A 13,705-nucleotide genomic window follows, 5' to 3' on the forward strand; every position below is an offset into this window, starting at 1 on the left:
CGAGCCTGCTCGCGAAAGCGTTAGGTCAGGCAATACTTGCATCGACTGACACGCCGCCTTCGCGAGCAGGCTCGCTCCCACATTGGGATTTGTGTTGGCTAGAAAACTCCTTGCGTGCAGCAAAAGGAACAAGCAATGAACGATCAACACTGGGGCCCATCCATCAGTGCAGACATCGTGGTCATCGGCGGCGGTACGGCCGGTATCGGTTTTGTCGCCAGCCTGCTCAAGCGTGACCCTGCGCTGAAAATTACCGTGATCGAACCGAGCGCCCAGCATTACTACCAACCGGCGTGGACGCTGGTCGGCGGTGGCGCCTACGACGTCAAAGACACCGTCCGGCCGATGAACAAGGTCATGCCCCGGCAAGCGAACTGGCTGCAAGCGGCGGTCACCGCAATCGACCCGGACCAACGCCAACTCACCCTCAACGATCAACGCACGGTCAGCTATCAGAACCTGATCGTCTGCCCCGGCCTGCGCCTGGCCTGGGAAAAGATCGAAGGCTTGCAAGAGAGCCTCGGCCAGCACGGCGTCACCTCCAATTACAGCTATCAGCACGCGCAGTACACCTGGGATCAGGTGCAGAAACTGCGCGGCGGCAAAGCGCTGTTCACCCAGCCGGCGATGCCGATCAAATGCGCCGGAGCGCCGCAAAAAGCGCTGTACCTGTCCTGCGATCACTGGCGCAAAACTGCCGTGTTGAACAACATCCATGTCGAATTCAACCTTGCGGGCGCCGCGCTGTTCGGCGTGGCGACGTTTGTGCCGCCGTTGATGAAGTACATCGAGAAATACAACGCGCAGCTGGCGTTCAACTCGAACCTGGTCAAGGTCGACGGCCCGGCTAAAACCGCGTGGTTCGAGATCAAGGACGCCGACGGCAACGTCAGCCGCGTAGCGAAAACCTTCGATCTGTTGCACGTGGTGCCGCCGCAGGTGTCGCCGGATTTCATCGCGCAAAGTCCCTTGGCCGACGCGGCCGGCTGGTGCGAAGTCAACCCGCACAGCCTGCAACATCCGCGTTATCCCGAAGTGTTCGCGCTGGGTGACATCTGCGGCACCAGCAATGCGAAAACCGCCGCAGCAGTGCGTAAACAAGTGGTGGTGGTCGCGGAAAACCTGCTCGCCCAGCGCAAGCAACAACCGCTGCCGCTGAAGTACGACGGTTACGGTTCCTGCCCGCTGACGGTGGAGAAGGGCAAGGTGATTCTTGCCGAGTTCGGTTATGCCGGTAAGTTGCTGCCGACCTTCCCGATGGACCCGACCGTGGCGCGGCGCTCGGCGTGGTTGCTCAAGGCGACGCTGCTGCCGTGGTTCTATTGGAATGGCATGCTCAAAGGGCGCGAGTGGCTGACCGGCCTGTCCAAAGTCGACTGAGAACATCCTATGTTGCTGGCAAGCCTGTTTGGTGTGGTGATGGGGTTGGTACTCGGTTTGACCGGGGCCGGCGGCGGGATTCTCGCTGTTCCGGCGCTGGTCCTCGGCCTCGGTTGGACGATGACCCAGGCAGCGCCGGTGGCGTTGTTTGCGGTGGGCAGTGCGGCGGCGGTCGGGGCTATCGACGGTTTGCGTCATGGCCTGGTGCGCTATCGTGCGGCGTTGTTGATTGCCGCGCTCGGCGCGGTGTTTTCGCCATTGGGGATCTACTTCGCGCACCAGTTGCCGGAGAAAATCCTGATGATCCTGTTCAGTCTGCTGATGGTCATGGTCGCCTGCCGCATGCTGCGCCGCGAGCATCAGCAGGAAGGGCCGAGTGATCATGGTCATGCCAGTTGGGGCCAGAAGAATTGCATGCTCAATGCCGAAACCGGGCGCTTTGACTGGACCGCGAAATGCACCGCAACGCTGGCAGCGTTGGGCGCGATTACCGGGGTGGTGTCCGGTTTGCTCGGCGTCGGTGGCGGCTTCTTGATTGTGCCGGCATTCAAGCAACTGACTGATGTGCAGATGCGCGGGATTGTCGCGACGTCGTTGATGGTGATCAGTCTGATTTCGGCAATCGGGGTGATCGGATCGTTTCACGCCGGTGTGCGGATTGACGGGCAGGGTGCGGCATTTATCGTTGCCAGCATCGTCGGCATGATCATCGGTCGTAAGCTCTGTGCGCGGGTGCCGGCGCGGGCGTTGCAGGTGGGATTTGCCAGTGTCTGTCTGGTGGTGGCGGGGTATATGTTGTTGCGGGCTTAAAGCAAAAATCGCAGCCCGTGAGGGCTGCGATCCATTAACCGCTTACAACACCAGATGCGGCAACCACAGCGAAATCGCTGGCACGTAGGTCACCAGAAGCAACACCAGAAACAGCACCGCATAAAACGGCAGCAGCGCTTTCACAGTGCTCTCGATACTGACCTTGCCCACCGCCGAACCGACAAACAACACCGCGCCCACCGGCGGTGTTATCAGCCCGATCCCGAGGTTGACCAGCATGATCATGCCGAACTGCACCGGATCCACACCGATGCCGAGAATCACCGGCATCAGGATCGGCGTCAGGATCAGGATCAGCGGCGCCATGTCCATCACCGTGCCGAGCAATAGCAGCATGACGTTGATGCACATCAGGATCACGTAGCGGTTGTCCGACAGGGTCAGGAACAGCGTGGTGATCTTCGCCGGGATCTGCATCAGGGTCATGATGTAGCCGAAGCTCGCAGCGAAACCGATCAGGATCATCACGATCGAAATCGTCCGCACGGTGCGGTGCATCAGTTTCGGCAGTTCACTCCATTTGTAGTCGCGGTAGATGAACATGGTGACGAAGAATGACCACAGCACGGCAATCGCCGCCGACTCGGTCGCGGTGAAGATCCCCGAGAGAATCCCGCCGAGGATGATCACCATCGCCATCATGCCCCACAGCGCTTCGCCGCAGATCTTCAAAGCCTCGCGCAGCGGGATGACGTCGCCCTTCGGGTAGTCGCGCTTTTTCGCGAAAATCAGGCACAGCACCATCAGGCACGCGCTCATCAACAGGCCCGGAACCACGCCGGCCATGAACAGTGAGGCAATCGAAACAGTACCGCCGGCCGCCAGCGAATAGAGCACCGAGTTATGGCTTGGCGGTGTCAGCAAGGCCTGCACCGAACCGCTGACGGTCACTGCCGTGGAGAACTCACGCGGATAACCTTTGCGTTCCATTTCCGGAATCAGTACCGAACCGACCGAAGCCGTGTCGGCCACTGATGATCCGGAGATCGCGCCGAAAAAGGTCGAGGCCATGATGTTGACCAACGACAGACCGCCACGCACGAAGCCGACCAGCACCCCCGCGAATGCCACCAGCCGGCGTGACATGCCGCCCTCGGCCATGATCGCCCCGGCCAGCACGAAGAACGGAATCGCCAGCAGCGAGAACTTGTTCACTCCGCCCGCGACCTGAATCATCAAGGCCTGAAACGGAATGTCGATCCACCACGCGCCAATCAACGCCGACAGCCCGAGAGCGTAAGCGACCGGCATGCCGATCAGGATCAACAAGATAAAACTGCCCAGCAGAATCAATGCGTCCATCAGGCAGCCCCTTCGTTTTCTTCAACCAGGTCGAAGCGCACAACCCGACGGTTGCTCTGGTCGCCAAACATGAGTTTTTCCAGCACGAACACCAGCGTCAGCGCACCGCCAATCGGGATCGGCATGTAGGTGATGCCTACGCGCAGGGTGGGCAGGGCGCTCATGAACTGGTTCCACGTCGAGGCGCACAGCTTGGCGCCCCAGATGGTCATGAACAGGCAAATGGTGCCCATCAGCAACTGCGAAACGATGCTCATGGTTTTGCGCAGGTTCGGTGGCAAACGGTCGGTGACCATCGCCACCGCCATGTGCGCACCGGCGCGATAACTGGCAGCGGCGCCGATGAAGGTAAAGACCATCATCAGCAGGATCGCGGTGGGCTCCGGCCAGCTCGAACCTGTGCCGAGGGCATAACGGGCGAACACGCCCCAGGGAATGATCAGGGCGATGGCCAGCACGGACAGGCCAGCGACCCAGATGCAGGTCATGTACAGCTTGTCGTTGAGGCGCAGCAGCGAATTCTTCATCGGGTTCCACCGTAACCGGGCAGCCGCGAGCGTCAGTGGACGCCAGCGCTGCCGGGCCTTTCATTGAGGGCTGGGAGGGTTACTGCACGGCTTCGATGCGCTTGATCAGGTCGGCGTAAGGCGCGCCGTATTTCTCGCGAACCGAGGCGGTGGCCTCGTAGAAGGGTTTCTTGTCGACGGTGATGAATTCGACGCCGGCCGCCTTGAGTTTTTCTTCGCTGCTGGCGGACTTGGCATCCCACAACGTGCGTTCTTCAAGCTGGGCAGCCTTGGCGGCTTTTTTCACCAGGGTTTGCTGCTCGGGGGTGAGTTTTTCCCAAGTGATTTTTGACATCACGATCGGCTCGGGCAGGATCAAATGCCCGGTCAGGCTGTAGAACTTGGCGTTCTGAAAGTGGTTGTGTTCGAGCAGGGTCGGCGGGTTGTTTTCCGCGCCGTCGATGACCCCTGTCTGCAGGGCGCTGAAGATTTCCCCGGTGTCCATCGCAATGCCGTTGCCGCCCATGGCATTGATGGTTTCGATGAACATCGGGTTGCCTTGCACGCGGATCTTCATGCCCTTGAGGTCTTCGAGTTTGCGCACCGGTTTCTTGGTGTAGATGTTGCGCGTGCCGCCGTCCATCCAGGCCAGTGCGACCAGACCGAATTCAGAGTTGGTGATCTTGTCGAGGATCGCATCGCCGACTTCGCCATCGATCACCGCGCGCATGTGCGCCTGGTCGCGGAAAATGAACGGCATGTTGAACACGTTCACATCCGGCACCACCGGCCCGACGATGCCAAGGCTGACGCGGGTCATCTGGATCGCGCCGACCTGGGCCTGTTCGATGACTTCTTTCTCAGAACCGAGCACGCCGCCCGGGAAATACTTGAAGGTGAGGTCGCCATTGGTTTCCTTGGTCAGGGTTTCGCCCATGCTTTTTTCAGCGACCACGGTCGGATAACCGGCGGGATGAATATCGGCGAACTTGATTTCCAGCGCCTGGGCGCTGCTGGCGAGGGTGAAGGCGAACGGTAAAGCGACGGCGAGCAAGGTGCGTTTGAAGTACATGGGGGTGAGTCTCCAGTCTTGTTATTGTTGTGTTCAAGGCGCAGCGGTGCAGCAGAGGGTTTAAAGCAAATCGTTGAACAAGGGTTCCGCAAGGCCTTTGACGTTGGGGTTCAGGGCGAACACGCCACCGGCCAGAGAGTGCGGATCGTGGTCGTCGCCGGGACGAATCGAGGTGACGAACAAAGTGTCCATGCGGCTGCCGCCGAAGGCACACATGGTCGGTTTTTTCACCGGCACCTCCAGTGAGAAATCAAGACGACCGTCCGGCGCGAAGCGGTGAATCAGGGCGGCGTCGTTGGCGCAGATCCAGTAAAAACCTTCAGCATCCACGGCAGCGCCATCGGGCCGCCCGGGAAAGTGGTTCATGTCGACGAACACACGACGGTTCGATGGCGTGCCGGTATCGGTGTCGTAATCGAACGCCCAGATCAGTTGCACGTCGGGGTGCGAATCGGACAGGTACATCGTCGTGCCGTCAGGGCTGAAACCGAGGCCGTTGGGTACGATGAAACCGTCGAGCTGCGCTGCGATCACGCCAGACTGCCCGGCGCCGTAGCGATAGAGCCGGCCTTCAGGCGCACTCAGGCCCATGTTCAGCACCATGCTGCCGGCCCAGAAACGGCCCTGTCGGTCGCAGCGACCATCGTTGAGGCGCATGTCTGCGCGACTGTGCGCGACGGTGGCGAGCAACTCGCTGTCGAGGCTGCCGTCGCTGTGTGGGTGCAGATGAAAAAAGCCGCTCTCCATGCCGGCAACCCAGCCGCCACCGCTATGGCGGGCGATGCAGGCGAGCATTTCCGGGGTTTTCCAGGCATGCACGTGGCCGGTGTCGGCGCTCCAGCGTTGCAGCCCGCCGTTGGCAATATCCACCCAATACAGCGCGTTTTCCTGCGGCACCCAGACCGGGCTTTCGCCCACGGCGTTGCGGGCATCGACGATCAATTCGGCTTGCATACTCATTCCTTCGCGTCGTTGTCAGGGTGATCAGTCGCCGAACGGACCTGCGGCGACAAACGCGCCGCCCTGATAGATCCGCGCCGGGTCATCGGCGGCCGGCATCGGTTGCGCCTCGACTTTTTCGCGGAACACTTCGGAGCTGTCCTTCGCTTCAAAACCGAGGTGACTGGCGAATTTGTTGTCCCACCAGACGTCCTTGTTGGCGGACATGCCGTAGACCACGGTGTGGCCAACGTTCGGCGTGTACAGCGCGCGTTCGAGCAATTGCGTGAGGTCGTCGAAACTCAGCCAGGTGTGCATCATTCGGCGGTTTTGCGGCTCGGGAAACGAGGAGCCGATGCGGATGCTGACGGTCTCGATGCCGTAGCGATCGAAGTAGAAACTGGCCATGTCTTCGCCGTAGGACTTGGACAGTCCGTAGTAACCGTCGGGGCGGCGCGCGGAGCTGGCGTCGAGCGGCTCGTCCTGTTTGTAGAAGCCGATAACGTGGTTGGAGCTGGCGAAGATCACCCGCTTCACGCCATGTCGGCGCGCCGCTTCGTAGATGTGAAACACGCCGCAGATGTTGGCGCCGAGGATTTCTTCGAAGGGTCGCTCGACGGAGACGCCGCCGAAATGCAGGATCGCATCGACACCTTCGACCAGTTGATGCACGGCGTGTTTGTCGGCCAGATCGCAAGGGACGATTTCTTCGCGATCATCGACGGCCGGGGCAATGGCGGCAATGTCCGACAGGCGCAGGACATTGGCATAAGGGCGCATACGTTCGCGCAGAACTTTGCCCAGGCCCCCGGCAGCGCCGGTCAGCAGCAAACGGTTGAGCGGGGCGTGGGGAGTAGAGGTAGACGTCATGGCAAGCCCTTACACGTTGTTATTAGGTTTGTTGTAGGTTGTCGTATGACTGCGCTGAAGTATCGGTAGGGTTTCCGGAACTTGTCAACGCGACTTTTGGTGTAAATGACGGAAGGCCCGGTTCCTTTCCCTTCAGCACAATTCCCTCCTTGCAATGCAATCCCCTTTAGGAGTGAGCCTGCTCGCGATAGCGGTGTGTTGAGGAAGAGGCGGCTGACACACCGCTATCGCGAGCAGGCTCACTCCTACAGGGGGATTGCGGCGCCCGCTGGTTACAACAACGAAATCGGATAACTGATAAAGATCCGGTTTTCATCAAACTCGTTGGTGCTGAAGTCCCGGCGTATCGTCGCGTTGCGCCATTTCACGTTGAGGTTTTTCAGCGGCCCGCTCTGCACCGTGTAGGCCAGTTCCGACTCGCGCCCCCATTCCTTGCCGTCATTGGTGGTGGCGGTGTGCACGTTGTCGCCGCTGATGTAGCGGTTCATCAGGGTCAGGCCGGGGATGCCGAGGGCGACGAAGTTGTAGTCGTGGCGCAACTGCCAGGAGCGCTCTTTGGCGTTGTCGTAACTGGCGTTGTAACTGTCGTTGGCGAGGGTGCCGCCGCTGGTGCCATTGACCCGCATCCACGCGTCGTCGCCGCTGAGCTTTTGCAGGCCGACATAAAACGTGTTGCCACCGTATTTGGCCGAAAGCAGGGCAAACGCAGTCTTGTTGTCGAGGTCGCCGGCTTGGGCGCTGCCGTCCTCCTTGCCGGTGAAGAAACCGAGGTTGGCGCCCAGGGTCCAGTCGCCCAACGGCTGGCTGTGGCTGAGGTTGAAATACTGCTGCTGGTAGATGTCGCTGAGTTCGGCGTACCACACGCCGACCAGGGTGCGTTTGTCGTTGAAGGTGTATTCGCCGCCGCCGAAGTTGAAGCGATCGGAAGTGAACGCCCCACGGCCGTTCATGGACATGTCTTCCATGCTCGCATCGTTGCGCGGGCTGTTGCCACGGAACTGGCCACCGTAGACGGTCAGACCGTTGATCTCGGTGGACGTGATCTGCCCGCCGCGAAAGGTTTGCGGCAGCGAGCGGCCATCGTCAGAGCGCAGGATCGGCAGCACCGGCATCCATTCGCCGACCTTCAATTCAGTCTTCGAGACTTTGGCCTTCAACGCCACGCCGAGCCGTCCGAAATTGTCGGCCGGACGCCCGTCATCGTGGATCGGCAACAGTTGCGTACCGCCCGTACCTTTGCCGCCATCGAGCTTCTGCGAATACATCCCCAGCACATCGAGGCCGAAGCCGACGGTGCCCTGAGTGAAGCCGGATTTGGCATCGAGAATGAAGTTCTGCGTCCATTCCTCAGCCTTGCCTTGTGGGTAGGCAGGGTTGACGAAGTTGCGGTTGAAGTAGGCATTGCGCAGGTTCAGCGTGGCTTTGCTGTCTTCGAGAAAGCCTTCGGCATCGGCGCTCATCGGCAAGGCCAAGGCCAGGCTGCTGCAACCGATCAGGCCAAGGGTGGTGTGCGGGCGCAGCGTGGCAAAGCGGGAAGGGCGGACGAAATTACGGGCGAGTGTGCTCACTGTGACGCTCCCTGTTGCGTTTGTTGTTTTTATTATTGTCATACGTCGTCGTACAACATGGTTGCGGATATTTCCTAGGTTTTAGGGGAATGTCAACAGCAAGTTATACGATGACTCCCGGCCATCACACAGAACCCTTGTGGGAGTGAGCCTGCTCGCGATAGCGGTGTATCAGTCGACATTTCCATCATTGACACATCGCTATCGCGAGCAGGCTCACTCCTACAAGGATTTGTGTTGTCCATGGGATGTGTGTTGCCGGTGAATTTGCGGCAAACTTCACCCACCTTCCGCACAAGGCCTTTCCATGGATCACTACGCCCCGCGCAACTGGCAGCCCCACGAAAAGCCCAGTCTGCCCGGTTCCCCCTCGACGCCGTTGCACTCCAACCCCAAGCGCCTGGCCTATGCGCTGGTCGGTGTACTGGTGGCGGTGACCGGTGGCTTGGGCAACTCGCTGGTGGTGGCCAACCTGCCTTATCTGCAAGGCGCACTCGGCGCAACCACGGCGGAAATGGCCTGGCTGCCGGCGGCGTATGTGATGACCAACGTGTCGATGAACCTGTTGCTGGTGAAGTTTCGTCAGCAGTTCGGTTTGCGTGCATTCACCGAAGTGTTTCTGGTGCTGTATGCGCTGGTGACTTTCGGCCATCTGTTCGTCAACGATCTGAATTCGGCGGTGGCGGTGCGCGCGGCCCACGGCATGGTGGGCGCGGCGCTGAGTTCGTTGGGCCTGTATTACATGGTCCAGGCGTTCCCGGCGAAATGGCGGCTGAAGGCGCTGGTGCTCGGTCTCGGCACATCGCAACTGGCCTTGCCATTGGCGCGTTTATTTTCCGAAGACTTGCTGCAGATCGCCGAATGGCGCGGCTTGTATCTGTTCGAACTGGGCATGGCACTGCTGTCGCTGGGCTGTGTATTGATGCTCAAGTTGCCGCCGGGCGACCGCTTCAAAACCTTCGAAAAACTCGACTTTCTCACCTTCGCCATTCTCGCCACTGGCGTGGCGCTGCTGTGTGCGGTGTTGTCGCTGGGGCGGATTGACTGGTGGCTGGAGGCCAACTGGATCGGCTACGCGCTGGCTGCCTCGATTGCTTTGATCCTCGCCGGTCTGGCCATCGAACATAACCGCAGCAACCCGCTGCTGATGACCCGCTGGCTTGGCAGCGGGACGATGATCCGCCTGGCGCTGGCGGTGACCCTGATTCGTATGGTCACCTCGGAGCAGTCCACCGGTGCGGTCGGTTTCATGCAGAACCTGAACATGGGCTATGAGCAGTTGCACAGCCTCTACGTGGTGATGCTGATCGGCAGTGTCGCGGGGCTGTTGACCAGCGCGTTGACCATCGACCCGAAACACCTGCTGATGCCGTTGATCATCTCGCTGGGTCTGATGGCCACCGGGTCGGTGATGGACAGCTTTTCCAACAACCTGACCCGCCCGGAAAACCTCTACTTCAGCCAGTTTCTGCTGGCGTTCGGCAGCACGTTTTTCCTCGGCCCGACCATGGTTTTCGGTACGCGCAACGTGCTGACCAATCCGCGCAATCTGGTGAGTTTTTCCGTGTTGTTCGGGATCTGCAACAACCTCGGCGGCCTGCTCGGTGCGGCGCTGCTGGGCACTTTTCAGATCGTCCGGGAAAAATTTCATTCCAGTCACATCGTTGAACACCTGACGCTGTCTGACCCCTTGGTGGCCGCGCGCGTGCAGAGCGGCGGTTCGGCGTATGGCTCGTTGCTGGCCGACCCGAGTCTGCGCAACCTGGCGGGGATTCGCAGCCTGTCCAACGCCGCGACCCGAGAGGCCAACGTCCTGGCCTATAACGATGTGTTCATGCTGATCGCCGTGATTGCGGTGCTGACCATGATCTGGCTGTCCATTCGTGCGTTGTGGCTGATGAGCACCACCAAAGCCATCGCCACTGCGCCTTCCACACCTTCGAGCGGTGCCACTTCTTCATGACCGAACCGACCACCACAACCACCAATGCCATTGCCGCCACGCCCGAAGGTGTGGCGCCGCCGTCATCGCCGAATACCGAGCCGCGCTCGCTGCGGGTGCGGATCATTTCTTCGCTGGGCTTTGCCGCGATTGCCATCGTCGGCGTGTTGATCGTTTTGTATGCCTGGCAATTGCCGCCGTTCAGCAGTGCGGTCGAAACCACGGAAAACGCCCTGATTCGTGGGCAGGTGACGATCATCGGCCCGCAACTCGCCGGTTATGTTTACGAGGTGCCGGTGCAGGATTTCCAGTACGTGAAAGCCGGGGATTTGCTGGTGCGTCTGGACGACCGCATCTATCAGCAGCGACTCGACCAGTCACTGGCGCAACTGGCGGTGCAGAAAGCCGCGTTGGCCAATGTGGTGCAGCAACGCAACAGCGCCGAAGCGACGATCAAATTGCGTCAGGCGGCGCAGGCCGACAGCGAAGCGCAGTTGCGCAAGAGTGAAGCGGATCTGCGCCGCAATCAGGAATTGGTGCGCGACGGTTCGGTGTCGAAGCGCGAGATGGACGTCGCGCTGGCGGCGAATGCGCAAAGCATTGCGGCGGTCGCACAAGCCAAGGCCAATCTGGAAATTGCCCGTCAGGATCTGCAAACAGTGATCGTCAATCGTGGCTCGCTGGAGGCGGCCGTGGCCAGCGCCGAAGCGGCGGTGCAATTGGCACGGATCGATCTGTCGAATACGCGCATCGTCGCCCCGCGTGATGGCCAGCTCGGGCAGATCGGCGTGCGCCTCGGTGCTTACGTCAACTCCGGAGCGCAGTTGATGGCGTTGGTGCCAAACCAGAAATGGGTGATCGCCAACATGAAAGAAACCCAGATGGATAACGTGCGCGTCGGGCAACCGGTGCGCTTCACCGTCGATGCGCTGAATCACCGCCGATTCACCGGGCATGTGCAGCATATTTCGCCGGGGACGGGCTCGGAATTTGCCCTGTTGCAGGCGGATAACGCCACCGGCAACTTCGTCAAAATTGCTCAGCGGGTGCCGGTGCGGATCACCATCGATCCGGATCAGCAGGAAGAGGAGCGGTTGCGGCCGGGGATGTCGGTGGTGGTCAGCATCGACACCGCAGCGGGCGACACCCAGCCCCACTGACTCAATGCATAACTCTGTGGGAGCGAGCCTGCTCGCGAAAGCGTCGTATCAGTCACATTTTTTTATCTGAGACACCGCTTTCGCGAGCAAGCTCGCTCCCACAGTTGAACGGTGTTTATCCTGTGATCATCGGGGGTAGGGTGCCCAGCAGCGAAACCGCCGCCACCGCGCCAATGCCGAGCAGCCACTCCAGCATCACACTGCGCCTGAGCGCGCCTATCCGCTGCTCGCAATCATCAATCCGCAAACGATTGAACAGCGCCAAGCCAAGCATGCCCAGCACGATCAGCGCCTTGATCAACAGAATCAACGCAAACCCGCTGAACAACGGCGTCGGCCACCACTGGCCGGTCAGCACGCGCACATTGATCAATCCCGTCAGCAGCAGCCCCGCGACCAGCGCATAACCGACGCCGCTGAAACGCCGCAACACTTCACGCATCGGTTCCGTCGGCTGACGCAGAATCATCACCAGCAACAACAAACCACCCAGCCACGCCGCCACGCAGGTCAGATGCACGATCTGGTTGAGAATCAGCAATTGCCCACTCAACCCGTCGAGCATGGCGCCGTGTCCGACCGGAGCGAGAGTCGCCAGCAGCAAGGCGCTCAAGCCCAGTCGCAACGGCATGCTTGAATGCCAAGGCGTGAACAACAGCGCCAACAGCGCGGCATTGATCAGCAAATGCCAGCGCCATACCTGACCAAAAAACGTATTGCCCAGCACCAGCGCAACCGTGTCCGGGTCAAACGCCGCCGCTGCCGAACCGGCCATGCTCGCGGTGATCAACAGCGCCCAGGCAATCCCGCTGAGCAGTGCCACAGTCGCCAGCCAACGCGCCAGTCGCGCCAGGTGCCGATCCACTTGCGGCGCTTCATCCTTGAGCAGCAACGGCCTGAACAACCAAGCCCCAAACAGCATCAACACCACGATGAAATGCACAAAGCGGCACAGCACCAGCGCTTCACCCATGAATTACTGACTCACCTTGAACTGGTAGGCGCCTTCGCTTTTGTGCGTGTCGACCGACACTGCGTGCCATTCGACTTTGTACTCGCCGGCGGTCAACGATGCGGCGGGGGTGACGATCAGGGTTTTCTTGTCGCCCTCGGTGGTCAGCGGTTTGACCGCGACCGGTGCGCCATCGCGAGTCAAGGTGACTTTGGTGAAACTGGCCTCGACACCTTCGGAAAAGGTCAGGCGCAAATCGGCGGGAGCTGCGACTGTGCTATCGGCGGCCGGGGTCTGGCTTTTCAAGTGGGCGTGGGCAAATACGGAAGATGCGGCGAACAGCGAAGCGAGCAGGGCAGTGGTGGTCAGGACGTTCTTGAACAGCATCGCGGATACCTCTGAGGCAGGATCGAAGAAGCGTCAGTTTAGCCATCCGCTCACACCAGTACGAAGTTTTGTTTGCAGCGGTCGCCCGCGGACCAGAGCGGATGCTAGTCTTGGGCAACGCTGTTGTCAGGGAGCCCTCATGGGCAATCACAAGATCGAGATTCGTCGCAACAACGTCGAGAAAATTCTCCTCGCGGCGGAAAAAGTCTTCGCCGAAAAAGGCTTCGGCGGCACGGCCATGGCCGACATCGCGGCTGAGGTGCAGCTGCCGCGTTCCAATCTGCATTATTACTTCAGCACCAAGAGCGAGCTGTACAGCGCGGTGCTGTTCGATCTGCTGGAAGTATGGAAACAGGATGCGCTGTGCTTTGAGATGTTCGACGATCCGCGCGTGGTGCTGAGCAGCTACATCCGCGCCAAGATGAACCACTCGCGCAGCCGACCGTACGGCTCGAAAGTCTGGGCCAACGAAATCATCCACGGCGCGCCAACGTTGGGCGAGGCGCTGGATGTCAGCCTGTATGACTGGGCGAAGATGAAGGAAGCGAAGATTCGTCAGTGGGTCGAGGACAAGCGGATTCTGCCGGTGGAGCCGTCGAGTTTGCTGTACATGATCTGGGCGTCGACGCAGCACTATGCTGACTTTGATCATCAGGTGAATATTCTGAATGAGCATCAGCCGTTGTCGGACATGCAGTTTGAACGGGCGGTGCAGACGGTGACGAGTGTGATATTGCGTGGGATCGGGTTGGAACCCTAAAAGCAAAAGCCAACCCTCACCCCAGCCCTCTCCCGG

General features: G+C 60.2%; 13 protein-coding genes. 5 read left to right on the forward strand and 8 right to left on the reverse strand.

Features of this window, described 5'->3' with window-relative positions; all coding sequences use genetic code 11:
- Nucleotides 1–135 precede the first annotated feature (135 nt).
- Both HU754_RS12100 and HU754_RS12105 read left to right on the forward strand, forming a co-directional pair.
- Nucleotides 136–1,380: an NAD(P)/FAD-dependent oxidoreductase gene (locus tag HU754_RS12100; RefSeq protein WP_186624575.1), complete on the forward strand. Its 1,245-nt coding sequence runs from the start codon at nt 136–138 to the stop codon at nt 1,378–1,380.
- 9 nt (nt 1,381–1,389) lie between these two features.
- Nucleotides 1,390–2,190, forward strand: coding sequence for a sulfite exporter TauE/SafE family protein (locus HU754_RS12105; RefSeq protein ID WP_186624576.1), 801 nt, complete (start codon nt 1,390–1,392; stop codon nt 2,188–2,190).
- A 42-nt stretch (nt 2,191–2,232) separates the two neighbouring features.
- Here HU754_RS12105 and HU754_RS12110 read toward each other — a convergent pair whose 3' ends face one another.
- The 6 genes from HU754_RS12110 to HU754_RS12135 form a co-directional block, all read right to left on the reverse strand.
- A complete protein-coding gene (locus HU754_RS12110) occupies nt 2,233–3,513 on the reverse strand; it encodes a TRAP transporter large permease (RefSeq protein ID WP_186624577.1) in 1,281 nt (426 codons plus the stop codon).
- Nucleotides 3,513–4,040, reverse strand: coding sequence for a TRAP transporter small permease (locus HU754_RS12115; RefSeq protein WP_186624578.1), 528 nt, complete (start codon nt 4,038–4,040; stop codon nt 3,513–3,515). The genes HU754_RS12110 and HU754_RS12115 overlap by 1 nt, the downstream gene beginning before the upstream one ends.
- Before the next feature lie 79 nt (nt 4,041–4,119).
- A complete protein-coding gene (locus HU754_RS12120; protein WP_186624579.1) occupies nt 4,120–5,091 on the reverse strand; it encodes a TRAP transporter substrate-binding protein in 972 nt (323 codons plus the stop codon).
- Between the two features lie 60 nt (nt 5,092–5,151).
- Nucleotides 5,152–6,045 (reverse strand): SMP-30/gluconolactonase/LRE family protein, encoded by an 894-nt coding sequence (locus HU754_RS12125; RefSeq protein ID WP_186624580.1) that lies wholly within the window; start codon nt 6,043–6,045, stop codon nt 5,152–5,154.
- Nucleotides 6,046–6,075: 30 nt separating this feature from the next.
- Nucleotides 6,076–6,900: an NAD-dependent epimerase/dehydratase family protein gene (locus HU754_RS12130; RefSeq protein ID WP_186624581.1), complete on the reverse strand. Its 825-nt coding sequence runs from the start codon at nt 6,898–6,900 to the stop codon at nt 6,076–6,078.
- 272 nt (nt 6,901–7,172) lie between these two features.
- Nucleotides 7,173–8,468, reverse strand: coding sequence for an OprD family porin (locus HU754_RS12135; protein ID WP_186624582.1), 1,296 nt, complete (start codon nt 8,466–8,468; stop codon nt 7,173–7,175).
- A gap of 307 nt (nt 8,469–8,775) precedes the next feature.
- Here HU754_RS12135 and HU754_RS12140 point away from each other — a divergent pair, with 307 nt between their 5' ends.
- Together HU754_RS12140 and HU754_RS12145 are read left to right on the forward strand one after the other, a co-directional pair.
- A complete protein-coding gene (locus HU754_RS12140; protein WP_186624583.1) occupies nt 8,776–10,431 on the forward strand; it encodes an MFS transporter in 1,656 nt (551 codons plus the stop codon).
- A complete protein-coding gene (locus HU754_RS12145; RefSeq protein ID WP_093440910.1) occupies nt 10,428–11,570 on the forward strand; it encodes an HlyD family secretion protein in 1,143 nt (380 codons plus the stop codon). The genes HU754_RS12140 and HU754_RS12145 overlap by 4 nt, the downstream gene beginning before the upstream one ends.
- A 115-nt stretch (nt 11,571–11,685) precedes the next feature.
- On the opposite strand, the gene copD is transcribed toward HU754_RS12145, so the two are convergent.
- Together copD and copC are read right to left on the reverse strand one after the other, a co-directional pair.
- A complete protein-coding gene (copD, locus tag HU754_RS12150; RefSeq protein WP_186624584.1) occupies nt 11,686–12,543 on the reverse strand; it encodes a copper homeostasis membrane protein CopD in 858 nt (285 codons plus the stop codon).
- Between the two features lie 3 nt (nt 12,544–12,546).
- The gene (gene copC, locus HU754_RS12155; RefSeq protein ID WP_186624585.1) at nt 12,547–12,909 is read right to left on the reverse strand and encodes a copper homeostasis periplasmic binding protein CopC; all 363 of its coding nucleotides are present in this window, start codon (nt 12,907–12,909) and stop codon (nt 12,547–12,549) included.
- A gap of 139 nt (nt 12,910–13,048) precedes the next feature.
- Here copC and HU754_RS12160 point away from each other — a divergent pair, with 139 nt between their 5' ends.
- Nucleotides 13,049–13,669 (forward strand): TetR/AcrR family transcriptional regulator, encoded by a 621-nt coding sequence (locus HU754_RS12160; protein WP_007919317.1) that lies wholly within the window; start codon nt 13,049–13,051, stop codon nt 13,667–13,669.
- Nucleotides 13,670–13,705 lie beyond the last annotated feature (36 nt).

This window comes from Pseudomonas zeae (assembly GCF_014268485.2).
Taxonomy (GTDB): Bacteria; Pseudomonadota; Gammaproteobacteria; order Pseudomonadales; family Pseudomonadaceae; genus Aquipseudomonas; species Aquipseudomonas neuropathica.

Excerpts from the sequence above, each read along its gene's own strand:
- HU754_RS12105 (WP_186624576.1), top strand. The coding sequence starts at position 1,390 with ATGTTGCTGGCAAGCCTGTTTGGTGTGGTGATGGGGTTGGTACTCGGT.
- HU754_RS12100 (WP_186624575.1), top strand. The coding sequence starts at position 136 with ATGAACGATCAACACTGGGGCCCATCCATCAGTGCAGACATCGTGGTC.
- HU754_RS12145 (WP_093440910.1), top strand. The coding sequence starts at position 10,428 with ATGACCGAACCGACCACCACAACCACCAATGCCATTGCCGCCACGCCC.
- copC (WP_186624585.1), bottom strand. The coding sequence starts at position 12,909 with ATGCTGTTCAAGAACGTCCTGACCACCACTGCCCTGCTCGCTTCGCTG.
- HU754_RS12125 (WP_186624580.1), bottom strand. The coding sequence starts at position 6,045 with ATGCAAGCCGAATTGATCGTCGATGCCCGCAACGCCGTGGGCGAAAGC.
- HU754_RS12160 (WP_007919317.1), top strand. The coding sequence starts at position 13,049 with ATGGGCAATCACAAGATCGAGATTCGTCGCAACAACGTCGAGAAAATT.
- HU754_RS12115 (WP_186624578.1), bottom strand. The coding sequence starts at position 4,040 with ATGAAGAATTCGCTGCTGCGCCTCAACGACAAGCTGTACATGACCTGC.
- HU754_RS12110 (WP_186624577.1), bottom strand. The coding sequence starts at position 3,513 with ATGGACGCATTGATTCTGCTGGGCAGTTTTATCTTGTTGATCCTGATC.
- HU754_RS12140 (WP_186624583.1), top strand. The coding sequence starts at position 8,776 with ATGGATCACTACGCCCCGCGCAACTGGCAGCCCCACGAAAAGCCCAGT.
- copD (WP_186624584.1), bottom strand. The coding sequence starts at position 12,543 with ATGGGTGAAGCGCTGGTGCTGTGCCGCTTTGTGCATTTCATCGTGGTG.
- HU754_RS12120 (WP_186624579.1), bottom strand. The coding sequence starts at position 5,091 with ATGTACTTCAAACGCACCTTGCTCGCCGTCGCTTTACCGTTCGCCTTC.
- HU754_RS12130 (WP_186624581.1), bottom strand. The coding sequence starts at position 6,900 with ATGACGTCTACCTCTACTCCCCACGCCCCGCTCAACCGTTTGCTGCTG.